This window comes from Nitrosococcus watsonii C-113, from assembly GCF_000143085.1.
Classification (GTDB): domain Bacteria; phylum Pseudomonadota; class Gammaproteobacteria; order Nitrosococcales; family Nitrosococcaceae; genus Nitrosococcus; species Nitrosococcus watsonii.
The window spans coordinates 2,736,078-2,759,898 of sequence record NC_014315.1; the positions used below are offsets into that span (position 1 = coordinate 2,736,078).

A 23,821-nucleotide genomic window follows, 5' to 3' on the forward strand; every position below is an offset into this window, starting at 1 on the left:
GCAATTATGCCGAACCTGCTAGTTGGCATTCTTATTTTATATAGATGAATAGCACCGAACAGCAACAGCCTCTGAGTATCATTAAATTCGCTGATCGCCAGATTACCCTTCTGGGCACCGCCCATGTCTCGCGAGCTAGTGCCGAGCATGTCAAGGCACTGCTTGCGACAGGGGACTACGATGCCGTGGCGGTTGAACTCTGCCCGAGCCGTTACCAGGCCCTTATCAACCCTAATGCCCTCTCCCGCATGGATCTGCTCGAAGTACTTCGCAAAGGCAAGGCTGCCATGGTAACCGCCAGTCTGGCCCTGGGTGCTTATCAGCAGCGGATAGCCGAGCAGTTCGGTATCGAACCCGGCGCGGAAATGCGCGCGGCCGTCGATTCGGCCCATAGTGCCAAACTTCCCGTATTGTTGATTGACCGAGAAGTCGGCACCACCCTCAAGCGCATCTACCGCAATGTCCCTTGGTGGCAGCGCTTTAACTTGATCGGCGGACTATTTGCCAGCCTAATGTCCCGGGATACGGTCAGCGAAGAAGAAGTAGAGCGCCTTAAGGAGGGAGATGTCCTGGAAACAACCTTCTCTCAGTTTGCAATGGAAGCGGAAAATCTCTACTTACCTCTCATCGACGAGCGGGACCGCTACATGGCGGCCCGCCTCCGGGAAGAAATGAATCAGAATGAATACCGTCATCTCTTAGGGGTCATCGGGGCGGGGCATCTCCGGGGCGTAACCCGTTACCTAGAACAAGACAACGCTACACCCGCGAAAAAAACTATCACCGAACTGGATCAGATCCCCCCCCCGAGCCGTTGGCCTCAAATTATCCCCTGGTTGATCGTGGTTCTGGTGTTGGTTGGCTTCATCTTTGGTTTTTACCGTAGTCCCGAACTGGGCTGGCAGTTGATTATAGACTGGATTTTAATCAACGGTGGCCTGGCTGCCCTGGGCGCCCTCATCGCCGGCGCCCACCCCTTAACCATTGCGGGCGCATTCGCCGCCGCGCCTTTGACTTCCCTCAATCCCACCATCGGAGCAGGTATGGTCACCGCCGCGATTGAAACATTTCTGCGCCGGCCTACCGTGGGAGATTTTAGCCGCCTCCGGCAGGAAACCGTCCATATCAAGGGTTGGTGGAGCAACCGCGTCACTCGGATTCTACTGGTATTTTTACTCAGTACCCTCGGCAGCGCCGTAGGGACTTATGTGGCCGGTTTCAAGATCATTGATCGCCTGACGGGAGCATAATCCCGGTTCCCATAGGACAAGGGGGAATTTCCCGGATTTTCGATTGTCTCACTGTAAGTCTATGGATCAGGACATGCGATTATTTCGCATATCGCCTCCTGAAAATCCATAAAACCTACTGCTGGACGGACTATGTCACTCCCCTTCTTCGCTTTGTGCGACGGGGATCGCGGGTTCGAATTCCGGCAACCTGTCTTTTGGAGCAAATAAATGCGATTAATCTATCAGCTTAGCCTAGGTCTTCTATTAATTTTACCCGTAATCTCTTCCCATGCTGAGGAAGAAAGCGTATGGGACAAGGCCCAGGTCTCCTATTTTGGTCCCTCCAATATCACGGTCTATCGCAGTCCTACCTGCGGCTGCTGTAAGAAATGGGTCGATCACCTAGAACAGCACCACTTCACTGTTAAAGATATCACCACCGATAATATGCAAACCCTAAAGCAACAATATGGTGTTCCCCGGGAGTTGGCTTCCTGCCATACCGCTATCATCAATGGTTATGTCATTGAAGGCCATGTTCCCGCCGACGATATCAAACGCCTCCTTATGGAGAAACCTAAAATAACGGGCCTGACGGTTCCCGCCATGCCGGTAGGCACACCAGGCATGGAAATGGGGGCGAGAAAAGATCCATTCTATGTCCTTCAGTTTAATGAAGCAGGCCAGTCAAAACCATTTAATACCTACCAGAATTACTGAATTTAAAGAATGGATACTACTTAGCGGCAATGGACTGCCGCTTCTTCCCTTGAAGGAATACAGGGATGTATGACGATCCCCCAGCGAGCGTGCGAAGTGAAACTTTGCTGCGAGCGCGAGGGCAAGGTAAAGTGATGTTTGCGGCGGGCAAAATTCGCGGTATCATTGAGGGCGCGGCTAGATAGTGTTGGAAGCGCTACCTAGCCACTTGCCACAGACCCAATAGGAAAAGTATTGAGGCCATGACCGAGCGTGATTCTACCACTATCCAGCGGTCCTATACATTCCGCTTCTACCCCACCAGTGTCCAGCGCCAGCAACTCGCTATGGAATTTGGCCATGCCTGGTGGGTGTGGAATACCGCTTTAGCCTGGCGTGGCCGTCAATACCGAGTGCACGACAAGCGCGTTAGCGGCATTGACTTTAGCCGCCAGCTCACGTTTCTAAAAAAGCTAGGGCCGTACGCGTGGCTGGGCGAGGCCAGCGCTACAACGCTTAATCAAAAGCTCAGGGACCAGGATGTGGCCTTCAGGAACTTCTTTGCTGGGCGGGCCAAGTATCCAAAGTTCAAAAAAAGAGCGCACGGGCAAAGCGTGCGGTATCAGCTAGACTAGCGCCAGGTAGCCAACCTGTATCGTAGCGGCGAATTTCTTAAACTACCCAAGCTCGGGTCGCTCAAGCTCAAGTGGTCCCGCAGGCCCCAAGGCATCCCCAAAATGGTGACGGTTACCCAGGACTGCGCGGGCCGCTATTGTGTCTCCTTCATGTGTGAGGAAACCCTTCAATACCTGCCGCAAAAGCCAAACGGCAGCGGTATTGATTTAGGGGTGTGCGATGTGGTGGTGACTTCCGAGGGCTGGAAGTCCGGCAACCCACGCCACCTACGCAGGCATACCCGGCAACTCAGAAAAACCCAGCGCAGGCTATCCCGCAAGCGCAAGGGAAGCGTTCGTTGGCATCGTCAGCGGATACGGGTCGCCAAAGCCCACGCCAGGGTGAGCAATACCCGCCAAGACTTTCTGCACAAGCTCACCACGGCGCTGATTCGCCAAGCGGGGTTCATTGCCATGGAAACGCTCAACGTCAGGGGCATGATGGCCAATCGGCGCATCGCCAAAGCCTTGGGCGATGTGGGCATGTTTGAGCTCAAGCGGCAACTGGAATACAAGGCTAAGTGGTATGGCCGGGCGTTGGTGCAAGTGGATAGGTGGGCGCCCACCAGTAAAACGTGCTCAGTGTGTGGCGCAGTGCAAGCGGCTATGCCGCTCAAGGTCCGCGAGTGGACTTGCCCGGACTGTAAGTCAGTCCATGACCGCGATATTAACGCGGCTAAAAATATTTTAAGGTTAGCTACACGGTTGGGAGAACCGGAAGTGATGCGCGTGGAGGGGTATACCCACCGGAGGTGGCTTATGGCTGCTGAAGGACTCCGTGGAAACGCGAATTGTAGCAGGCGAGGGAGCTTGTCGGGAACAAGCGAACGAGACTTAGCCGCAAACTCCAAGTCTCGACACATTCCGGCGCGAGTAACAGCGGGTTGCCTGAAACTAATACTCGGCCGAACTATCATGCCATACCATCACCGATGATTTTTTTAGCTGTCCTCAGGCATCGTGGCGATGGCCATGTTGCCAACCTTGCCCCTGCCTTCCGCCTCTTTCAACGCATCGGCGAAAGGCAGGAAGGTGATTATCCATGGATGCTTTTTGTAATTGGGTGAGCACTCTCTGAACGCCTGGATAATCTGTTGTCGATTCAAGCAGCCTATCATACATATTTGCGTTTTCGATTTCCGCTTCGACTCCTATTTGACAGGCTTCCAGAACAGATAAAGGCGCTTCAATTCGTGAAGCCCAATTATCTTCTGGAACAGCAACACCCTATTTTTGAAACAAAGGTAATAATGCTTCGATATGCCGGCTTTCCGCTTCTACGATATTAATGAAGGGACGTATTTCACCGAACTTACGAATGACATGGCGGTATGTTGCACGTGCCTTGTACTCATCGTTAATGGCTTCTATGAGAACATTGCTTACAGTTTCTGACATTGTTTTCTTCTTAAGAAAAAATGCTGAACCTATTTTCGCGCCTGTCGGGTCAAAATTGGGTAGTACCCTAGACCGGAGTGGTCCAGTACCTAGATGAGCGGCTTCACGCCTAGCAGCGTTTCATGAAGCCAGAAAACGATTGCCGCATATACAGCCAAGCCAGCCACAACCACGATAAGGTCGTTTGCTTTCGATTGAGGCATACTAGGTACTGAGCGGGTGACTCGCTTCATCATCGAGATACGATCTACGATGGCCCACAGCAAGAACGACCCGAACAATAATAGGTCGGCTAACGTGCCGTTTACCAATAAGTGCGCCACGGCCCAAATCATCACAGCGACAAGCTGCGGATGTTTTACAGTGTTATTAATTCGCCCAGGAAAGTATGGCGCAAGAAAAAGAATGAATGTGGGCAGCAAAAGAATGGTAACCACATAGCGCAACCAAATAGGCGATACGTAAAGTAAGGTGGGTGCTTGTCTTAGGTCCGCGTAGCCCTTTGATATGAAAATAATCCCAATGAGCGAGATACTGCCATACAGTATTTTCCATCCGATTTCGCTTTTTGCCGCCAATTGATCACGTAGCGGCAAGGCTACGATGGACATAGAATGCATGCCGAAGAATAATGCGAGACCTAGCAAGAATTGCGGCATATAGAGTAGATGGCTCCTTTAGATAAACATTTTAGAGTTTGCGGCTAAGTCTCGCTTGGCTGTTCCCGGCAGCCGTGCTTGCCTTGCTGCAATTCTCGCCTCCACAGAGTCCATGGGCGGCAGCCATACGGCTACCGCCTCCGGTTTGTATACTCCTCCACGGGCATTAAGGTGGTCGGGTACATATGCTGAGTAATTACCTTCAGGTTTCTCGATAACAATTGCGTAGCGCATGCTAATTACCACCTCGATACTCAATCCCTCTAACCACTACGACAAACCCATCTATTTCGACCACGGCAAATATGTCGAGTTGCCCAGCAGCGCCTTCTGTGGCCAATCCAGAATCGAAAAGCAGCGTTTCTATTTGCAGGAAATTACCAGCCCTTGTTTCTCAGAGTAGCATCACTATCCCTCATCCCAACGCTGGAAATCAGCGACGCCGAAGGCGTCCGGTACATGCACTTGATAATTCCATATTTCGATATCACTCGCTGAACCCATACCAATATTACGGACGTGAACTGCTTCATAACCAATCGCATAGTTTCGGCGATAAATTTTGATCCAGCAGGATCTTCATCCTGACTTGAGAACAATGCTATGGCGCGGATCGGCCGCATAGGCTAAACAAGCCAGTATATCTTCCCGCTCCAAATCCGGGAAATCATCAAGGACTTCATCAACGTTTATTCATGAGGCGAGGTATCCCAGCACATCGTAAACCGTTATCCGAAGACCCCTTACGCAGGGCTTCCCCGACCTCTTACTCGGTTCCAATGTTATTCTATCTCTGTAGTTCACAGTCATAGTTTATCCAACTTCTACTTCACACAAGTTCATTATTATTATGATATGAATTGAACGCATTGTTATATGCCTAACCACATCTATACCTATTTGTTCTATGAAGTGGCCGGCTCCATATTGACAGAATGACGAATGTAGCTACAATGTATATACATTATTCAATAGCCTGAAACGAGGTTGTTATGATCGCATCTATCGCAAAATGGGGTAACAGCGCAGCTATTCGACTACCTAAGAAGATACTTGATGCGCTATCTTTGCACATCGGAGACCAGGTGAATATTGTTCAAAGAGGCCGTTCTGTTGTCATCGAGCCCTGCAAGCCCTCACTAGACGATTTGCTGGCTAGAGTAACCCCTCAGAACCGTCACGAAGAAGTCTTCACCGGCCAAGCAGGGCATGAGCTTCTATGAGTCACGCCCCAAACGTGGGAGACATCGTAATAGTTGACTTTGATCCTCAAGCAGGTCATGAGCAGGCTGGTAAGCGTCCCGCACTGGTATTAAGCCCAGTTAAATTTAACAATGTCACCGGCTTTGCTTGGCTCTGCCCTGTTACAAATCAAGAAAAAGGGTATCCTTTCGAAGTTAAAGTTCAAGGAACTAAAAAAACAAAAGGTGTTATTCTTACCGACCAGTTGAAATCGCTAGACTGGTCAGCAAGAAACCTTCACAAAGTAGATAGAATTAACGCTGAATGCTTAACGGAAGTGAAGAGTTTGGTATCGACTATCTTGGGCATATAATGCCGAAGCTCAGTTGCCGCTACGGAGCGAAGCGGAATGTGGGCGGCAAAGTGCCAAGTTAGGTAAGCTTGCGATAAATATCTTTATGATGTCCCACTCTGATAATCTCTATAACCAGAACATTCGAAAATACTAAATAACTCGATAATTTCCTACCCGAATACGGTAGGTGTGCTCACTGCCTCGCAATTTTATGCTGCCTCCAGGATATGGATTTTCAGCTAGCGCTGCTACCGCTTCAAGAACTTTAGGGATAATAGTCTTTGTAAGCTTCCTTAGCTCCTTTCTGGCCGATTGCTTCCATTCGATCCTATATGAGGCCATCTTTTTTTAACTCGATAATCAAGTCTTCATGAGAGATAGCCGGTTCTTCTCTTCTTTCAGCGACAGCAGCTAAATCTTCGATGTCTTCGATCAGTTCTTCAAATTCAGACATCGGAAGAATGACCGATTTCTTTTCACCCTTTTCATCGGTGATGTACTCTAGATGAAGATCATTTAGCTTAATCATTGTATATCTCTATAATTGCTTATCTAACGCCGGAAATCAGCGGCGCGGGTACCCCGTCCGCTGCACTGACTTGTTAGGAGCCTCTGCATGCAAGGCTCAGGATGGAAAAGATGAACGCTGCCGCAGACAAGACTAGAGGCGCTGTGAACCGGAACCATGATTGGTGTAACTCTGCCAGCACTGCCGACAAAAGTGGAAAATTGACTGCATGCTTATCTTTGCCAACCTTAAAAGCAAATAGCTCAACCTTGGAGCCATCATCCTGCCGATAACCGTATTTCTTGTTGAGATGATAATAAAGTCGACCAAATACGATGTCAGGATCAACGTTGAGATCAGATGCGATCACTCGGCAATCTATGGGGGCGTAGATTTTGGATTCGCGCGTTGGCTCGGAGGCTGACAAGTCAAAGTCGCCGAAGTCAATTAAGTAACGATCGTGGATTTTTTTTAAGATTTCTCGATCCGTTGGTGGCCGTTTCATCTAGACTCCAAGTCGCTCCTAACGACAAAGCTCACCGGCAGCAAAAAGCAGAGCGGCGAGGAACGAGGAGCGGCGCTTTTTGCTGTCCGAGTGCATGTGATTGTTAGCACTTTCTTAGGTTTCAATTCGCCATTCTGGCTCTGCCCAATCGGAAGTCCAGTCTAAAGGTTCTGACATTGCAGCTATTTGCCTATACTCATTAAAGAAGGCGTGAACTATGGTTGGCTCAGTAATATAGAGGGCATTTTCTAATGAGTTAGTAGCATTTTTTGTAAAATTGAACGAGCCTGTCCAGACTGCAATGGCTCGATGGTTTCTACTTCATGTTCATTGCTTCCCGCTGAAAACTTTGCAAACACCAGAAACTTATTGTGCATTCTCGTAAATGCTGGTTTTTTTATCTTTATTATGATTTCCAACACATCGCACAGGCTCAATTGACGGGTCAGATGCCACAGATACAGAGCTAAGTATATTTTGGAAGGAATACCGGGTTAGCCCATACTTTAATTTAGAGTATTTGGAACGTAGATCTTTCTTCCAATTACTATTGGCCCCACTATCAGGACGAAGGAAATCTTCTTTTTGGACAATTATAGATACATCGGACAATCTTGATAGCGCCTCAAGAATAGGAGCACTTGTCAGCCATGCCACTGCACCAAATGCGGCATCGGCTTCTAAAATATGTTTGAGTAGCTTGTTTTCGATGTCTCGAAAATATACTGCTACACCAACATTTGAATCGGCACTATTGTCTAATAATTGCTTGTCAAAATTACCATCATTGTCAAGCTGATAGTCATTTAAATTCATGAATGATTTCCCATTTGGTTTATTGTGCTAACGGCTGCCCATCACGGGCCACGACCGAAGGGAGCGGTCCGCATGCATGGGCTTGTTATGCGGTATCCACGTCAACAAGCTCGCTGACGCTGTGCGGTTTCGGCACAGGCTGTCCTTCCTGTTTCAATCCTTCAATGTGGAACTCGATTGCCTCTCTAATGAGTGCTAAAGCTTCTTCGCGAGTTTCTCCTGCTGCTACGCAACCCGGCAGATCGGGAACATATGCTCCGTAGCTTGAGTCGCCTTCCTCAAGAATGACTGTATATTTCATACGCTGTGCTCACTTGTGTAACCCTGCTTGTTTAAGTGCATTCTTCAATGTGCCGACTGGAATATCTACACTTGCCTTGCCGGAAACTGTTACGATCCCCACCTTGGTCGGGTGCCTGAATTGTCGGTGACTGCCTTTCATTCGAATTTGTACCCAACCATCTGCTTCGATGAGCTTGATAAGCTCCTTGACCTTCATCCGTTAACCTTGTTCTTTAGCATGTTCCTGCGCATAACGACCAAGCTCACCTGCTGCTGAGGAGCGTAGCGACGAAGCGGTCAGGTGCAGCGCATTGTTGGGCGATTTCCGCTCATTCAAACTCACTGCGTTGAAGACCTGACTGTCGTATGATAGACATCAGTGTGCCTGCCCTGATTTCTTTATGATCTGGAACTGGTACGGTAACTGTGCTTCCCGATATCTGTTTTTGCATAACTATATGACTTCCACGTTGCCTCACTTTCTCAAAACCGTGGGCTTCCAGTATTTGACAGACCTCTTTACCGGAGAAGACTTTAAGCTTACCCAACTGCTATATCCACATGAGTAATATAAACTTCCTCATGTAGCCGTGACGTTACTTCCTCAGCGGATGCGGCCTCGAAAAATAATTCCAGCGCTTCTTTCAAGTTATTTCTAGCCTCGCCAATAGTATCGCCCTGACTAGCCACATCCACCTCCGGACAGAGTGCTACATAGCCATCGTCTTCCCTTTCAATGATGGCGGTTAGTTTTCTATTCATAGTTAACCTCTCTTTATCTATTTCGTTATATTAAACGCCCAACATGAAATAGACTGACTAACCTGCGCCTTATTATACGCAATTAGCGATTGGCCAATACTTATTTCTATCCTGGTATCAAATAATTATTTATTCGGCCAGCCCCTATTAGCTTTAGCAAATACGCGCGCCATAGGCAAAGTAATTTCGATACTTCTAACCTGATCGACTTGCCTTTATTGAGCTTTTCCGAAAATCTGTGCTAAGGCCCTACTATAAACCCAATCCGATGATGACCATTCAATCCACAAAGGGCAGTGCTATCTTACCCCAAAAGGCGCTTAAAACAGCCCGGCGTATTGAAGCAAGGCACCGAGAAGAAATGCACCGAGAACGCTGCCAAGGCAATACCTTATGGAAATTCCAATAAATGTTCCGGGTGTGGATAGGTACTCGCCTTCTAAAACTTTCTTGAGGTGCATGCCAGCCAATAGCCAAAACACGCCTCCCAGGGCCACCGGAAAAACGATTGCAGCCGGCGGTAAACTACCACTTGCCACATAAACTGCAAGCAAGGGATATCCAAGAATATAGGCTACCGTTCGCGTGGCCTCTGGCGACTTATTTTTAGTTTTAAAAAAACCATAGAGCTCCGCCGCCAGCCAAAATAAAAATATCAGTGCTAACAGAGTAGTTATAATAACGCCTCTCATTGCATTGCCTCCTTTAAAGGATCGGCCTGGCACGCACGGCGCGAGATATTTTTGCTCGGCCAGTATGCGGCACACCCTCGCGCCCGTCGGCTATCTGCTCTAGGAATATGCTCTATTTCACCGTTTAATGGGCGATCATCCTACTCCCAATGTTGTAGAAGTTCCGTTCTCCCGAGAACCGCTTCTATCCTATAGCTGCCATCATGGAGTAAGAGAAACGGTAGCGTTCCATCTCTGAGATGACAAGTTTACGTCTGCATCCTACTCCATATCGTTTAATAGACGGTCCAATGACGATACCATGTCAATAAGTGGATTTTGGCAAAACCCATCGTGGGGCGAGCCCACCGCCTAGCAAAGTCTATCAAGTGAAATGCACGGGAATGAGCGTCCTGGAAAATCCCCGTTTTTCTTCCTTGAGTTTATTGGGTGAACTGCTAGGCTTTTGCCCAGTGTCAATCTACTCAATTTTCCTCATCATCTAAACGCGACCAGAGAAACTACATAGATTGGAATACTTGACGCTGCGGATAAGGGCAAGTCTCCATAGCCTACCGTCCTTATCCTTATTATTTATTTACCAAACAATATCTTATGGAACCTAACTTAATCCTTATTTTTTCATTTATTGTCGTGCTCGGTGTTAGCATCCAGTGGCTAGCATGGCGCTTTCAAGTCCCGGCCATTGTGTTGCTGTTAATGGCTGGTTTCGCGCTTGGACCGGTCTTGGGCTGGCTCAATCCGGAGCAAACTTTCGGCCACATCCTCCCCCCCTTGATCGCCCTCTCGGTGGCTATCATTTTATTCGAAGGCGGACTCAACCTTCAGTGGCACGAATATAAAGAAGCTGGGGTCGATGTAAGGCGTTTAGTCAGCCTAGGATTATTTTTGACCTGGACCCTCAATACAGCAGCAGCGCACTTTATTGCGGATCTCTCTTGGCCCATTGCTACCCTCTTCGGCGCCATCAGTGTAGTCACGGGTCCTACGGTGCTTATGCCGCTGCTAAAACACGCTCGTCTTCAGCGCCGTACGGCAGCGCTGCTTAAATGGGAGGGAATTGTTAATGATCCGCTGGGCGCCTTGCTTGCTATTTTAGTCTTTCAATATTGGGCCGTGTGGTACTGGGTGCTGGAGTCCCCCGAACATGGGATACTCGCGGCGCTAGGCAACCTTGGCCTAGGCTTGCTCGCCGCTATCGGCGCCGGTATCGGCTTTGGCTACTTGTTAAGTTGGGCCTTTCACCGGGGACATGTCCCGGAATTCCTGAAATCTCCCGTGATGCTAGGCGCCGTACTCTTGCTCTATGTGGCCATCAATGCCGTCCAGGAAGAAGCGGGGCTGCTAGCCGTTACCGTGGCAGGCGTCGTAGTCGCCAACCAGCGGCTGCGTAATATTGAAGAACTGCGCCGTTTCAAGGAACATATCACCCTCATCCTCGTTTCAACGCTCTTTATTGTCTTGAGCGCCAATATCGAGCTGGAAACGCTTGCTAGACTCAACTGGCGCAGCCTTGCCTTGCTGGGCATCGCAATCTTCCTCGTGCGGCCCCTCTCCGTCTATCTCGCCACCCTGGGAACCGGGATAAAGTGGCAGGAAAGACTGCTCCTTGCCTGGATTGCTCCCCGGGGCATTGTCGCCGCTTCAATGGCGGGCTTACTAGCCTTTCCCCTTATCCACCAAGGATTTGAAGGCGCCGATCAACTCCTGCCCTTGGTCTTTGCGCTCATCGCCGCCACCGTTATTCTGCATGGTCTCACCATGTCGGGGCTAGGCCGGCTGCTAGGACTTGCCGCTCATAATCCCCATGGCGTACTTATCGTAGGTGCTACCCCTTGGTCTATTGATCTAGCCCGCTCGCTTAAAAAATTAGGCATTCCCGTAATTGTAAACGATACTTCATGGCATCACTTACGGGCCGCGCGCCTATCGAATCTGGAGATATACCGGGGACAAATATTATCTGAAGTTGCGGCAACTTCTCTTGAGCTCAATGCCATCAGCTATGTGCTGGCCGTCACCGCCAACGACGCCTACAATGCTCTTGTGTGTACCCGCTTCGCGCCACAACTGGGCCAGAATCACGTATTCCAGTTGCCTTCCATAGCCAATTCCAGCGAAGAGGATAAAACCTTTGCCCGCTCGGCGCGAGGAAGAATCGCCTTTGATGAAAATACTCAGTATGAAGATTTTATGCGTCACTATTATCATGGTTGGGAATTTCACAACACCCAACTCACAGAAGAATATACCTACGAGGATTACCTTCAGGATCGCCCTCGGGACATGATACTCATCGCGGTGGTAGCTAAAAACGGCCAGCTTACCTTTTATCCCCTTGCTGATTTGAACCCTCCTGAAACGGGGGATACCATCATCAGCTTTAGCCCAGATGACTCTGAAAGCGAGCCAGAAAAATAATATTTTGCTACACGCCAGGTCAAAGATTTTAAAAGGCCCAATTCATACTCCGCCTCTACCCTGCGATCTTGAAGCAGCTATTAAATCGATAGAAATCTACACCCGCACAGGGCATTTGCCGTTCCACTTGGAAGGGTAAGCACCCCCTGCGGGTTGTATCTCTCCCCTATTCGTCTGAAGACAATCCCATTGAAGCGGCAAGCCACAACCGGCTTCTTCGAAAACCATCAACCTCTTTTAGACCGGAACGGATACCAGCTTGCGCTTACCCTTAGAGGCGGGCAAGAACTGGCACCGGGCACCCCATGTGGACATCGAGCAGTTTGTGGCCTGGCAGATATGGGAGCGGAGCGCCAAGGCGCACATCGTGCGCCTTGGCGCTCCAGTTGCTTGGGCTCATTCTACAAAGGGGCTATAAAAAACACCCTCTTACCGAAAAATTATAGTTCCTGCTCGTGCAATGCTTACAAGTCACAATAGGCATCGTCGATGAGTGTAGCCAGATTCGGTCGGCATCCCCGCGGTTACTGGATTTTACTCAAAGACATGGTTAACGGCCTACTTCAACTCGATGACGACCTTCTCGATCTCACCTGTAAAGGGAAATGGTGGCTTGTAATCGTTGATAACGGGTTGTCCGGTATCTGCACCTATACCGAAGGTGTCTATACCAAAACCACCGCCTACCGAGCCGGCCATCTTCTTCTGCGCAACTTGTTCTCCATCAACCAACAGGCTCAGGGTTGCACCTGCACCGAGTTTGCCACCGCCATCGTAAGCAAAATCAACAACGAGGATGGCATCGCCATCAACCACCTTGTTGCCTTTCAGGGTGGTGTAGTCATTGAAGTAGTTGTAGGTAAATACGGGAATCCCTTTATCGATATAGAACGTCATGCCGGCACCTAAACCGCCCCAGGCCATAAGTACGCCCTCGGTTTCCGCGCCCTTTCCTGTGGCATACGCCGTCATGGTCCAGGAACGATTCTTCATCTGCGGCGCAGCCGTCTCGCCGATTCGCGTTGCCCCCGCTGGGTAGGTGAAAACTGTGGCGCCATCTATAGCGCCAGGTACGCCCGGTTTGGGAACAGCAATGCGTGCTGCGCCACGGTCATCAAGGGGATAGACGCCAAATTCCTGGGCAGCCTGGTCAAACTTCGCCTTCATTTCTGCCAGTTTTTCCGGGTTCTTGTCGGCCAGATCGACCGCTTCGGAAAAATCATCCGGTAGGTAATAGAGTTCCCATTGGTCTTGTTCCCAATTGCCGGGCGCATATCCTTGCCGCCACGGGAAGGAATGTTGTGCGTTGGCTTTCCAGCCATCCTCGTAGTAAGAGCGGTTGGAAATAATCTCGAAATATTGCGAATTACGTCCTTTGAAATCCGGATCGCTGAAACTGTTCAGGAAGGAGGCACCTGCCAACGGTACCTGTTCGATGCCGTTGACCGTCTTGGGCATCGGTACGCCGACCGCTTCCAATATCGTCGGCACGACATCGATGACATGTAGAAATGCCTCACGTGGCTTGTCATCATGTTGGATGCGTGCGGGCCAGCTCACTACCATCGGGTTGCGAGTGCCGCCCAAGTGGGACGCCACCTGCTTGACCCACTGGAAAGGGGCATCGCCCGCCCACGCCCAGCCCAAGGGGTAATGGGGTTGCGTGCCGGGTTGACCCACGTCATCAAGACGCGGAATAAGGTCTTCCAAGGGCTTCAGAACACCATTGAGGGACGCGATTTCATTAAACGTGCCGTCCGGACCACCTTCTGCGGATGCCCCATTGTCGCCAACAATATAGATTACCATGGTGTTTTCGGCATCGGGCAATTGCTTGACACCATCAAGCAAACGACCGATTTCGTGGTCGGTAAACGCCATATAGCCGGCGTAGTTTTCCATCAGTGTTGTATAGACACGGATCTGGGTTTCATTGAGTGATGACCACTCGGGTACCCATTCCGGGCGAGGTGTGAGTTTGGTACCTTCGGGAATGATGCCCATTTCCAATTGCTTTTTGAACACCTTTTCGCGATAGGCTTCCCAGCCGTCGTCGAAAGCACCCTTAAAGGGCTCACGCCATTTTGGCGCAGCTTGGTGCGGTGCGTGCATCGCGCCCGGTGCAAAGTACATGAAGAAGGGTTTTTCAGGTGCAACAGCCTTGGCAACCTTCATTCGCTCGATAGCCCGATCGGTCATGTCGGTGAGCAGGTGATACCCCTCATCGGGAGAGGCGGGCGGCTCTATTGCAACCGTGTTCTCGATCAGAACTGGATAATACTGGTCCGTCTCCCCACCGTTGAATCCGTAAAAATAATCAAATCCCATTCCTGTCGGCCAACGGTCAAAAGGACCGGTCATCGTGGATTCCCAACTAGGTGTGTTGTGATTCTTGCCAAACCACCAGGTTGCATAACCGTTATCCTTCAAAACTTCGCTGATCGTAGCCGTCTGTTTAGGAATCATGGTCGTATAGCTGGGGTAACCGGTCGCCCATTCCATCAGAAAGCCATTGCCCGCGGTGTGGTGGTTTCGGCCTGTGAGCAATGCGGCCCGGGTTGGCCCGCAAATTGCCGTGGTATGAAAACGCGTATATTTCAAACCTTCAGCCGCCAACTCATCCAGTTCCGGGGTCGGGATCATGCCCCCAAAGGTTCCAGTCTGGCCAAAGCCCACGTCGTCGAGCAAAATTACAATGATATTCGGCGCGTTCTCTGGTGCCGAGACTGGTTCCTGCCAATCGCCCGTAGAGGTTTTGTAGGTTTTACCGATCTGGCCCTCAAAGGGCGACAACGGTTGCGGCAACTGTGACCTGTCTGGCCAATCCTGTGCTTCGGCGCTTCCTAAAAAAGCACCCAACAGCAGCGCGAGACCGAGCAATCCACTCAGTAATTCCTTCATGTTCCATCCCTCATGTTATTGGTTAGTTGAATTTCTAAGGAACGTCTTATTAACCATGGTTCCTGGTCGTACAATACAATTATGACCAATCCTTCACTTCGAGCTGCCTGGCATGGAGACCTCAATGTTCAGTGGATATTTCGCCAAAACTTTTCCATAGCGGGCGACTTCCTGGCCCATTTGGGTGACGATCGGCAGATAACGGTTTCCAATACCGAAATCCTCCTGCGGATTCTCGTACAGATTCACCATGACGGAACCACCCGTCTCCGAGAGCACGGCACCACTGAACCCTCCCTTAAGACCAAGCGGGAAAATTGCGTTCTGTAACTGAACCACCATATGGTACTTAAACTCATCAATTCGAACCGCCACCAGGTGTGCGTTCATTCCGACGCCCTGCGTCTTGCAACCGGGTTTTTTGAGAATCGATGCAACCGTCGCCGCGCCCTCAAGCCCACCCGACTCTCCGTACATCGGCGGACGCAAAAGGCCATGATGCAAAGGGTTCTCCCCCGTCATGATCGTCGCGCGCGCCGGCGTACAGGACGGCGTCGCATAGGCCGAGGTCAAGATCAAACCCTCGGCTGCGAACTGATCAAGGCTTGGCGTCGCGTTACCCACCGCAATACCACCACCGTTGAAGCCGAAGTCCATCCAACCGACATCATCGGTCATAAAGTACAGGATATTCAGTTTTTTAACGTGGCATTGTTGTAGGCTTTCCTGAAATACTGGGCACTGTACCGTTATTACAGCTATGACTTTGTGGAAGGATGTACAAACCCACTACTTCTTCACGGGCTGAGTGGGGGCAACCTCAAAGATCACATTCTCAATCTTGCCGGTAAAAGCGAAAGGTCGTTGCTCGCGGTAGTCTCCAGCTACCGGGGAGCCCAGATCTTTACCGATGTCCATGGTTTCAGTGGCGGAGAATCGGGCGGGTACCATCTTTTCTATAGCACCCTTTGCTACCGATTTTCCATTGACGAACAGTTCGGCTTCGCCGCCGGTGGGTTCCACGAAGGGCTTGAAGGGGGACTGTACATAGTTCATCGCCACTTCCACTTCGCCCATTGGCAGTTTATCGGGAGATACCAGGTGATATGAATCCCTGCCAAAATAATTGTAGGTGTAGTGAAGTTTGCCGTCCTTCACGTAGAGCGTGTAGCCACCACCGGTGCCGCCACAGGCAATGATGACTCCCTCCGTATTCGGATCGGTGATATTCACCTTGGCCGAAATCTTGTGGGAACGCTGATACGTGGGGGGCGCGCTTCCTTCGGGAATTCGCGTGGTTCCAGGCGAATAGGTGAATTTTGTACGACCGGCAGTCACCGATGGACGAGCCACACCGGCGCGTTCGGCAAAACGGTCATCGAGCGGATAAACCTGATATTTTTTGGCTTCCTGATCAAAGATTTCCACCATTTCGTTCAACTTGTCCGGGTACTTTGCGGCGAGATCATTGGCTTCTGAAAAATCTTCATCAATATTGTAAAGTTGCCAGGTGTTGTATTTCGGATCGGTAAAGCCCACGGAGCCCGTGAGCACCCATGGCGCACCGTGGAAATTGGCCGCTACCCAGCCGTCGTGATAAATGGCCCGGTGGCCACCCGTCTCAAAATATTGGGTTGTCCGCACCTCGTCCGCATCCGCAGAGGCGAAAGTAGAACTCATGTCCACACCAGCCATAGGAATCTGCTCGATGCCATCTACCTCTGCCGGGATTGGAATATGGGCTGCATGGAGGATCGTGGGAACCACATCCACCACGTGGGTAAACTGATCGCGAAGGCCGCCCTTATCTTCGATGACCTTGGGCCAGGATACGACCATACCATTGCGCGTTGCACCAAAGTGCGAGGGTACGCGTTTCATCCATTGGAAGGGCGAGGAGCCTGCCCATGACCAACCAACGGCGTAATGATTCTCGTGCAACGGGCTGCCGAGCTCGTCTATCTTTGACAACTGCTCCTCCACGCTGCCCGGTATGCCGTTTTGGGTCATGATCTCATTGAGGGTTCCCGTCGGCCCACCTTCCGGGCTTGCGCCGTTGTCACCGGCAATATAGATAATGAGTGTATTATCCGCATCGTCGGAATTTTCAATTGCTTGAATAAAACGACCAATCTCGTGGTCGGTATGCGCTACGAATCCGGCGAATACTTCCATCTGGTGCGCATAAAGGCGCTTCTCGTCAGCACTCAGGGAATTCCATGCCCTGATTTCTTCGGGACGGGGTGTGAGCTTGGTGTCCTGCGGAACCACGCCCAATTTTTTTTGCCGTTCAAGTGTTTGCTCACGAAGTTTGTCCCAACCCTGGTCAAACTGTCCCTTGAACTTGTCTATCCACTCCTTGGGTGCGTGATGGGGTGCGTGGGTTGCACCTGTGGACAGGTAAACAAAGTAGGGTTTCTCCGGATTCACAGACTCGTGCACATCGATCCAATCGATGGCGTGGTCCACAAGATCCGTTGTCAGATGATAGCCCTCTTCCGGACTTTTATCAGGTTCTACTGCTTGCGTATTGTAATAAAGCTGTGGCTCCCATTGGCTGGTAGCCGCCCCGTTGAACCCATAGAAGGTTTCGAAGCCCCATCCCATAGGCCAGTGGGTATAGGGTCCTACCGGATTGGACTCCCAGTCCGGGGTGTTGTGGTTCTTGCCGAACATCGCTGTGCTGTACCCATTTTCGCGCAAGGTGTGCGCCACGGTCACGGCATCCCTGGGCAACAGGCTGTTGTACCCTGGATAACCCGTGGAGAGTTCGACAATGGTTCCAAAACCGACCGAGTGATGGTTGCGGCCGGTGAGCAATGCGGCCCTTGTGGGCGAACATACACCGACGGTATGAAAGCGGTTGTAGCGCAGCCCCTCGCTTGCCAACTGGTCGAGTTCAGGCGTTGGCACCGGACCGCCGAAGGTTCCTGGCTGTCCAAAACCGAGGTCGTCGATAAGGATCAATACGACGTTGGGGGCACCCTTGGGAGCCTCTACTGCCTTGGGGAAATCGGGTGTCGATTCCTTGTAAGTCTTGCCTATCTTTCCCTTGAACGGTGGATCTTCCAGAGGAAGATTCGCTCTCTCCTGAGCAGAGGGAACCGTCTGGGAGAGAGGTTCGCTTTGTCTGTTTAGCTCGCCATAGCAGGCAGCGGTAGCGAGTAGAGCAAGGGGAAATAGCAACGCTTGAGTAAGCTTCGTGGGGTGGTTGCGTGACATTGATTTCGGTCCTGTTGCAAAAAATTTGTTAGCGGTGCGCTTGCCTGATTATGGAAAGACAAAGGGTTATATCGCCAAGAGATATCGTCTAGCTTGAGGGACTTAGTCAGATTGAGTATCGCAAGCAAAGACAAACACCAGTCAGCGCCATTGGCGGTAACCCCTTTGATGACCGCTGAGATTACCGCTAGATAGCAATAACCTCTTTGAGACCATCTTGGATATAAAAAAGCCGAAAGCTATTATACTTAACTCGCTTTCCGGCCTTCTGTGCACTTTCTCGGATAGGTAATTGGTGGCTATGGGTGGATTCGAACCACCGACCTCAGCATTATGAGTGCCGCGCTCTAACCAACTGAGCTACATAGCCAAGAAGCTTTGAAGTTTACGATGAGAGCCAGCCGCGCCTAACAACACGACTTCGAGATGGAAAAATATTTTACGTTATCTAGCGGTAAATTGTCCAGAAGAGCAACCATTATACATTGAAGCGAAAATGGATAACGTCGCCATCCTGAACCACGTAGTCCTTTCCTTCAAGGCGCCATTTACCCGCCTCCTTGGCACCCTGCTCTCCCTGGCAAGCAATAAAGTCTTTATAGGAGATAACCTCCGCCCGAATGAAGCCTTTTTCAAAGTCGGTATGAATAACTCCAGCAGCCTGGGGAGCTGTTGCACCCATGGGAACCGTCCAAGCGCGAACTTCTTTCGGACCAGCGGTAAAAAAAGTTTGCAAGCCCAGCAGTTTATAACCGGCACGAATGACCCGGTTCAAACCAGGCTCCTCAATGCCCAACTCCGCCAAAAATTCTTCCTTTTCAGCATCCTCCAGTTGAGACAGCTCCGCTTCAATGGCAGCACACACGGGCACGACCTCGGCTCCTTCCCTGGTCGCGAATTCCTGTAGTGCCTTGAGCCAAGGATTGTTCTCAAAGCCATCCTCGGCCACATTAGCAATATAAAGGACGGGCTTGGAAGTGAGCAAATGTAGGGATTGCAACTCTTTCCATTCCTCCGAGTCAAGCACCAGGGTCCGGACTGATTTACCCTCATTCAGGTGCCCCCGCACCTTCTCTAACAGGCTTTTGAGGACGAGGGCCTCCTTATCCGCTTTTGCCGCCCGGGTTGCGCGGGATAAAGCCTTTTCTACTGTTTCCAGATCCGCTAGGGCCAGTTCGGTGTCGATAACCTCTATATCCCCTAAGGGATCGATTTGCCCGGCTACATGGATCACATTTTGGTCTTCAAAACAGCGTACCACATGGGCAATAGCTTCCGTTTCGCGGATATGAGCAAGAAATTGATTGCCCAGCCCTTCCCCTTGGGAAGCACCTGCAACCAGACCGGCAATATCCACAAACATCATGGTGGTGGGAAGCACTTGTTGAGGACGGACGATGGCAGCGATTTTGTCCAGCCTTGGATCGGGCATGGGCACCATACCCACATTAGGATCAATGGTACAAAAGGGATAATTCTGAGCCTCGATACCCGCCTGGGTAAGCGCATTAAACAACGTGGATTTACCCACATTGGGCAAACCCACAATTCCGCATTTAAATCCCATGAATATGAGCTCCTAGCTTTGACTGTGCAATCGGTGCATGGCCTTTTCCGTGTCGCCCGCCAGCACCTCGGGTAGTACCTCAAACCCAGCACCAATGGCCGTCTCAATGGCTTGCCGATCCTCCCTTGAAGGGCGGTTTAGCACATAGCTCACCACATCCTGACCGCTTCCCGGATGGCCCACCCCTAAACGCAGCCTGAGAAAATCCCTCCGACCAAGGCGGTTAATAATATCCCGCAGGCCATTATGCCCCCCATGGCCCCCAGTGCGCTTGAGTTTGGCTATTCCAGGGGGTAAATCCAAATCGTCATGGGCAATAAGCAAGCGCTCAAGAGGGATTTGGTAGTAATTCAAGAGAGCAAGCACGGCCTGGCCACTGCGGTTCATAAAAGTCGTAGGCTTAAGCAGCCAGAGATCGTGCCCGCGCCAATGAGCGCGGGCATAATCGCCAAAAAACTTCGCCCCTGGCTTAAAGTCAATACCTAGTTCACTGGCAACAGCATCTAGCCACCAAAATCCGGCATTATGACGGGTCTGGGCATACTCTATCCCCGGATTACCAAGCCCAATTAATAACCAAGCAGTGGCAGCCATGGGACGAGCGTCGGCCTATTCGGCATCAGTAGCTTCAACGTCGTCGCCTTCAGCGCCTGTTTCTTCTTCCTCGGCAACAACCCGGGGCTTATGGATAGTGACCACCGGTTGATCGTGGTCTTCGCCAAGCTTCAATGCTGGAATCTCAACCCCCCCGGGGAGTTTCAGATCCGATAGATGCACCGTCTCGCCAACACCTAAATTGGCTAAATCAACTTCGATATACTCAGGTAAGTCTTTAGCCAAGCAACTGACCTCAACATCGTTCAAAAGTCGGGCCACCGTACCGCCTTCTTGCTTCACACCAGGAGCCGTCTCATCACCAATGAAATGCAGGGGCACTTTGATAGTCAGCTTTTGGGCAGCGCTCACTCGCTGCAAATCCAGATGGAGCACTTTGTTAGGATTCACTGGATCTCGCTGCAAGGCCTTAAGAACTACCTTTTCCGCCTTGCCGTTGGCATGAATAGTTAAGATATGGGAGTAAAATGCATCATGGCTTAGATGCCGAAAAAGCAAGTTGTGATCAAAAATAAGAGAAATAGGCTCTTTAGCAGCACCATATAAAACAGCCGGTACCTTGCCGGCGCGGCGCAGGCGGCGGCTCGCACCTTTTCCCTGCTCAGCGCGGACATCGGCGTGGAGTTCAAATAGGTTTTCCATTGTCTTTTAGTCTCCTGTTGACGAATCAAAAGCGCCCCACACGTTATTCTCGCCTTCCCCGCGACCAGGGTTAAGGCACAACGATAAGGGGCATTTATTCCACAAAAAGGGAGCTGACCGACTCCTCGGTACTAATCCGGTATACGGTCTCGGCCAGCATTTCAGCGATACTCAGCTGACGAATCTTACTACAAGCAGCGGCCTCTTGATGCAGCGGGATGGTATCCGTTACCACCAGCTCATCCAGCATGGACTTGTTGATATTGTCTACCGCCGGTCCAGAAAGAACTGGATGGGTGCAATAGGCTATCACCTTGGCTGCCCCCTTTTGCTTAAGGGCGCGGGCAGCCTCGCACAAAGTGCCGGCCGTATCCACCAAATCATCCACCAGTACGCAGGTACGCTGTTCAACATCACCAATAATATGCATGACCTTCGCTTCATTGGGGTGAGGCCGGCGCTTATCAATAATCGCCAACTCTGCTTCCAAGTGCTTTGCCAAGGCACGAGCTCTCACTACCCCGCCCACGTCAGGTGAAACAACGATTAAATTAGCATATTCATGCTTCCAAATATCACCTAGAAGAACTGGCGAGGCATAGACGTTATCCACCGGCAGGTCGAAAAAACCTTGAATCTGGTCCGCGTGGAGATCTACCGTCAGCACCCGGTCGGCCCCTACAACGGTAATCATATTAGCAACGACTTTGGCACTGATAGGGACACGGGCCGACCGGGGCCTGCGGTCTTGGCGAGAATAACCAAAGTAGGGGATCACCGTGGTGATCCGGGCCGCCGAGGAACGCCGAACCGCATCCACCAGAATCAGTAACTCCATTAAATTATCATTAGTAGGCGCGCAAGTAGGTTGAATGATAAAAACATCCTTGCCACGCACATGCTCCATCAGTTCCACCATGACTTCCCCATCGCTGAAGCGACTTACCTGAGCTTTAGTTAGGGGAAGATGGAGATAGGCAGCAATATCCTTCGACAACTGGAGATGGGCATTACCGCTAAGAATAAGCAAGCGAGATGAAGAGCCAGATCCAGTATCGGGAGTTCCTGGAGGGTAAGTACGGAATTTTCCTGTGCGTGTTAGCACTGTTACTCTCAAAGAAGAGGAAGAATAATATTAATCAACACTACCAAAAATGGCTGGGGTGCCAGGATTCGAACCTGGGAATGCGGGGATCAAAACCCCGTGCCTTACCTCTTGGCGACACCCCAACAATACTAAACTATCGTTAACAGCCTGTTTTCTCTAAACAGTCTAACAATAACGAATCATTACAGCCTTTAGCAACAATACCTTGCCAATGGGAAGGCATACATGCTAATGCCGCCAAGGCTTGAGATTTTCCATCAAACGCCGCGAATACACTGCTACCCGTACCTGTCATCCTAGCCGGTGAAAACTGGGACAACCAATCAAGGGCTTCAGCCACCACGGGATAGCGCCCCCGCACCACAGGCTCGCACACATTTTCCCCTTCACCGGCAAGAAGACCCGGTATTGTCATAGGTTTGCAATCCCGTGTCAATTCTGGAGCGGTAAATACCTCACGGGTGGATACGTGAACCGCTGGAGTAACAATCAAATACCAGGGTTCGGGCAACTCAAGCGGCTGCAATTGCTCTCCCACCCCTTCTGCCCAGGCGGCGCGGCCATAGATAAATACAGGCACGTCCGCGCCCAATTCCAGTCCCAATTGGGCCAGTTGGGAGATGGATAACCCTGTTCCCCAAAGATGATTCAACGCCACTAAGGTAGTCGCCGCATCCGAGCTTCCACCACCTAGACCGCCACCCATGGGGAGGTGCTTACGAATTCGGACTTCTACTCCCTGGGAGCAAGCCGTCCTCTGCTGCAAGAGCAAAGCCGCTCGATACACCAAGTCTTGTTCCACCGGCACCGCCGGTAAGGGTGATAAGTGCTCAATACGCCCGTCTGCACCAGGCCGGAATCCCAACCAATCGCAATAATCAATAAATTGAAAAGCGGTTTGGAGCAGATGATAACCATCTTCACGGCGTCCAGTGATATGGAGAAACAAATTTAGTTTGGCGGGAGCAGGCCAAAGCAACACGAAATGCTTACCCTAAATGCCAGTGATCGATAACGAGCCGTAACCGAAGTTTTGGATGCTCTAGAAAGACTTTACCAGGAAGCGCAAGGTTTTCAATCCACTTATAATCCAAATAGCGAATTTGCCAACCGCCTTGGGACAAACGGAGCAGGCGCCCAAAAGAGTCTAAGGACGACTTGGCTACAGGTAATCCTGGTGCTGGCAATCCCAATAACCAATAACGCAGACCACTGACGGGCAACGACCATCCTAAGCGAGTCTCAAGGAGTTCTTCCGCGGAGGTTGCGACCATTGGCTCTTCCTTGGGAGCGCGGAGAGTAACTCTGTCAGGATTGCCATACAATTCCACACTCCCCTGTCCAAGGGGAAAAAGCCACAGAATTTTAAATTCATCACCCCTTTGCGTCCACCGCAAGGTACCCGTCCAAGCCTCTTTGATGGCATTGATTGCTAAGCGTCCACTCAAATTCCAGTCATCAAGTTTTTGCAGGGCAAACTGGCGCTCCTGCCACGTTTGCTGAGGATTGGCGGAAGGAGAAGGTTGGCGAAGGGGCATACAACCCACAAGCAGGATGACGCTCAACACTAGCAAGATCAAA

28 protein-coding genes, 2 tRNA genes and 2 pseudogenes are annotated in these 23,821 nt (G+C 50.8%); 7 read left to right on the forward strand and 25 right to left on the reverse strand.

From position 1 onward, the window contains the following. Positions 1 to 44 precede the first annotated feature (44 nt). From NWAT_RS12440 to NWAT_RS12450, 3 genes and pseudogenes are all read left to right on the forward strand, one after another. Positions 45 to 1,250, forward strand: a complete 1,206-nt coding sequence (locus NWAT_RS12440) for a TraB/GumN family protein (protein ID WP_013221406.1) — start codon at positions 45 to 47, stop codon at positions 1,248 to 1,250. A 210-nt stretch (positions 1,251 to 1,460) separates the two neighbouring features. Then, on the forward strand, positions 1,461 to 1,952 hold the full coding sequence (locus tag NWAT_RS12445; protein ID WP_013221407.1) for a DUF411 domain-containing protein: 492 nt from the start codon (positions 1,461 to 1,463) through the stop codon (positions 1,950 to 1,952). A 242-nt stretch (positions 1,953 to 2,194) separates the two neighbouring features. Beyond that, positions 2,195 to 3,375: pseudogene (locus NWAT_RS12450) on the forward strand (RNA-guided endonuclease InsQ/TnpB family protein). A 181-nt stretch (positions 3,376 to 3,556) separates the two neighbouring features. Here the strand turns inward: NWAT_RS12450 and NWAT_RS17595 are convergent. From NWAT_RS17595 to NWAT_RS16305, 5 genes and pseudogenes are all read right to left on the reverse strand, one after another. After that, the gene (locus NWAT_RS17595; protein WP_232420129.1) at positions 3,557 to 3,727 is read right to left on the reverse strand and encodes a ferritin family protein; all 171 of its coding nucleotides are present in this window, start codon (positions 3,725 to 3,727) and stop codon (positions 3,557 to 3,559) included. Positions 3,728 to 3,832: 105 nt separating this feature from the next. Then, entirely contained in the window at positions 3,833 to 4,003 is a 171-nt protein-coding gene (locus tag NWAT_RS17600; protein ID WP_232420130.1) for a ferritin family protein, read from the reverse strand. 89 nt (positions 4,004 to 4,092) lie between these two features. Beyond that, positions 4,093 to 4,662, reverse strand: coding sequence for an NnrU family protein (locus NWAT_RS12460; RefSeq protein WP_013221408.1), 570 nt, complete (start codon positions 4,660 to 4,662; stop codon positions 4,093 to 4,095). An 18-nt stretch (positions 4,663 to 4,680) separates the two neighbouring features. Next, positions 4,681 to 4,896, reverse strand: a complete 216-nt coding sequence (locus NWAT_RS12465) for a hypothetical protein (protein ID WP_013221409.1) — start codon at positions 4,894 to 4,896, stop codon at positions 4,681 to 4,683. Between the two features lie 345 nt (positions 4,897 to 5,241). Beyond that, positions 5,242 to 5,472: pseudogene (locus tag NWAT_RS16305) on the reverse strand (DUF433 domain-containing protein). Between the two features lie 182 nt (positions 5,473 to 5,654). Here NWAT_RS16305 and NWAT_RS17820 point away from each other — a divergent pair. Both NWAT_RS17820 and mazF read left to right on the forward strand, forming a co-directional pair. Then, complete coding sequence (locus tag NWAT_RS17820) at positions 5,655 to 5,885, forward strand: AbrB/MazE/SpoVT family DNA-binding domain-containing protein (RefSeq protein ID WP_013221410.1); 231 nt, start codon at positions 5,655 to 5,657, stop codon at positions 5,883 to 5,885. Continuing rightward, positions 5,882 to 6,217, forward strand: a complete 336-nt coding sequence (gene mazF / locus NWAT_RS12480; protein WP_013221411.1) for an endoribonuclease MazF — start codon at positions 5,882 to 5,884, stop codon at positions 6,215 to 6,217. Before NWAT_RS17820 ends, mazF begins: the two co-directional genes overlap by 4 nt. A gap of 132 nt (positions 6,218 to 6,349) precedes the next feature. On the opposite strand, the gene NWAT_RS18115 is transcribed toward mazF, so the two are convergent. The 9 genes from NWAT_RS18115 to NWAT_RS12520 all read right to left on the reverse strand — a co-directional run bounded on the left by NWAT_RS18115 (position 6,350) and on the right by NWAT_RS12520 (position 9,764). Next, complete coding sequence (locus NWAT_RS18115; protein WP_013221412.1) at positions 6,350 to 6,541, reverse strand: type II toxin-antitoxin system RelE family toxin; 192 nt, start codon at positions 6,539 to 6,541, stop codon at positions 6,350 to 6,352. Then, positions 6,528 to 6,728 (reverse strand): hypothetical protein, encoded by a 201-nt coding sequence (locus NWAT_RS12485; protein ID WP_013221413.1) that lies wholly within the window; start codon positions 6,726 to 6,728, stop codon positions 6,528 to 6,530. Before NWAT_RS12485 ends, NWAT_RS18115 begins: the two co-directional genes overlap by 14 nt. 73 nt (positions 6,729 to 6,801) lie before the next feature. Next, the gene (locus NWAT_RS12490) at positions 6,802 to 7,212 is read right to left on the reverse strand and encodes a hypothetical protein (protein WP_013221414.1); all 411 of its coding nucleotides are present in this window, start codon (positions 7,210 to 7,212) and stop codon (positions 6,802 to 6,804) included. Positions 7,213 to 7,578: 366 nt separating this feature from the next. Continuing rightward, a complete protein-coding gene (locus NWAT_RS17115; protein WP_198342156.1) occupies positions 7,579 to 8,028 on the reverse strand; it encodes a phospholipase D-like domain-containing protein in 450 nt (149 codons plus the stop codon). An 85-nt stretch (positions 8,029 to 8,113) separates the two neighbouring features. Next, complete coding sequence (locus tag NWAT_RS12500) at positions 8,114 to 8,329, reverse strand: type II toxin-antitoxin system HicB family antitoxin (protein ID WP_013221415.1); 216 nt, start codon at positions 8,327 to 8,329, stop codon at positions 8,114 to 8,116. Positions 8,330 to 8,338: 9 nt separating this feature from the next. Beyond that, positions 8,339 to 8,527, reverse strand: a complete 189-nt coding sequence (locus tag NWAT_RS12505; RefSeq protein WP_013221416.1) for a type II toxin-antitoxin system HicA family toxin — start codon at positions 8,525 to 8,527, stop codon at positions 8,339 to 8,341. Positions 8,528 to 8,639: 112 nt separating this feature from the next. Then, positions 8,640 to 8,858 (reverse strand): type II toxin-antitoxin system HicA family toxin, encoded by a 219-nt coding sequence (locus NWAT_RS12510; protein ID WP_013221417.1) that lies wholly within the window; start codon positions 8,856 to 8,858, stop codon positions 8,640 to 8,642. After that, the gene (locus NWAT_RS12515) at positions 8,851 to 9,072 is read right to left on the reverse strand and encodes a type II toxin-antitoxin system HicB family antitoxin (RefSeq protein ID WP_013221418.1); all 222 of its coding nucleotides are present in this window, start codon (positions 9,070 to 9,072) and stop codon (positions 8,851 to 8,853) included. Before NWAT_RS12515 ends, NWAT_RS12510 begins: the two co-directional genes overlap by 8 nt. Before the next feature lie 320 nt (positions 9,073 to 9,392). Beyond that, positions 9,393 to 9,764, reverse strand: a complete 372-nt coding sequence (locus NWAT_RS12520) for a hypothetical protein (RefSeq protein WP_013221419.1) — start codon at positions 9,762 to 9,764, stop codon at positions 9,393 to 9,395. A 594-nt stretch (positions 9,765 to 10,358) separates the two neighbouring features. Here NWAT_RS12520 and NWAT_RS12525 point away from each other — a divergent pair. Both NWAT_RS12525 and NWAT_RS16785 read left to right on the forward strand, forming a co-directional pair. Beyond that, entirely contained in the window at positions 10,359 to 12,185 is a 1,827-nt protein-coding gene (locus NWAT_RS12525; protein WP_013221420.1) for a cation:proton antiporter, read from the forward strand. Positions 12,186 to 12,444: 259 nt separating this feature from the next. Next, complete coding sequence (locus NWAT_RS16785; protein ID WP_157679920.1) at positions 12,445 to 12,603, forward strand: hypothetical protein; 159 nt, start codon at positions 12,445 to 12,447, stop codon at positions 12,601 to 12,603. Between the two features lie 140 nt (positions 12,604 to 12,743). Here NWAT_RS16785 and NWAT_RS12530 read toward each other — a convergent pair whose 3' ends face one another. The 11 genes from NWAT_RS12530 to lolB form a co-directional block, all read right to left on the reverse strand. Further along, a complete protein-coding gene (locus NWAT_RS12530) occupies positions 12,744 to 15,086 on the reverse strand; it encodes an arylsulfatase (RefSeq protein WP_013221421.1) in 2,343 nt (780 codons plus the stop codon). A gap of 93 nt (positions 15,087 to 15,179) precedes the next feature. Further along, positions 15,180 to 15,848 (reverse strand): sulfatase-like hydrolase/transferase, encoded by a 669-nt coding sequence (locus tag NWAT_RS12535; RefSeq protein ID WP_332309895.1) that lies wholly within the window; start codon positions 15,846 to 15,848, stop codon positions 15,180 to 15,182. Positions 15,849 to 15,875: 27 nt separating this feature from the next. Next, entirely contained in the window at positions 15,876 to 18,308 is a 2,433-nt protein-coding gene (locus tag NWAT_RS12540; RefSeq protein ID WP_013221422.1) for an arylsulfatase, read from the reverse strand. Between the two features lie 293 nt (positions 18,309 to 18,601). Further along, a tRNA-Met gene (locus NWAT_RS12545) sits at positions 18,602 to 18,678 on the reverse strand. Positions 18,679 to 18,786: 108 nt separating this feature from the next. Further along, positions 18,787 to 19,875: a redox-regulated ATPase YchF gene (ychF, locus tag NWAT_RS12550; RefSeq protein WP_013221423.1), complete on the reverse strand. Its 1,089-nt coding sequence runs from the start codon at positions 19,873 to 19,875 to the stop codon at positions 18,787 to 18,789. A 12-nt stretch (positions 19,876 to 19,887) separates the two neighbouring features. Next, positions 19,888 to 20,469, reverse strand: a complete 582-nt coding sequence (gene pth, locus NWAT_RS12555; protein ID WP_013221424.1) for an aminoacyl-tRNA hydrolase — start codon at positions 20,467 to 20,469, stop codon at positions 19,888 to 19,890. Between the two features lie 15 nt (positions 20,470 to 20,484). Then, positions 20,485 to 21,132 (reverse strand): 50S ribosomal protein L25/general stress protein Ctc, encoded by a 648-nt coding sequence (locus NWAT_RS12560; protein ID WP_013221425.1) that lies wholly within the window; start codon positions 21,130 to 21,132, stop codon positions 20,485 to 20,487. Positions 21,133 to 21,226: 94 nt separating this feature from the next. Next, positions 21,227 to 22,162: a ribose-phosphate diphosphokinase gene (locus NWAT_RS12565; RefSeq protein ID WP_041350744.1), complete on the reverse strand. Its 936-nt coding sequence runs from the start codon at positions 22,160 to 22,162 to the stop codon at positions 21,227 to 21,229. A 125-nt stretch (positions 22,163 to 22,287) separates the two neighbouring features. Beyond that, positions 22,288 to 22,362: transfer RNA gene (locus NWAT_RS12570), tRNA-Gln, on the reverse strand. Between the two features lie 17 nt (positions 22,363 to 22,379). After that, positions 22,380 to 23,222 carry a 4-(cytidine 5'-diphospho)-2-C-methyl-D-erythritol kinase gene (gene ispE, locus NWAT_RS12575; protein WP_013221427.1) on the reverse strand — a complete coding sequence of 281 codons (843 nt, stop codon included), beginning with the start codon at positions 23,220 to 23,222 and terminating at the stop codon, positions 22,380 to 22,382. A 7-nt stretch (positions 23,223 to 23,229) separates the two neighbouring features. Continuing rightward, positions 23,230 to 23,820: a lipoprotein insertase outer membrane protein LolB gene (gene lolB, locus NWAT_RS12580; RefSeq protein ID WP_013221428.1), complete on the reverse strand. Its 591-nt coding sequence runs from the start codon at positions 23,818 to 23,820 to the stop codon at positions 23,230 to 23,232. Position 23,821: the final 1 nt, after the last annotated feature.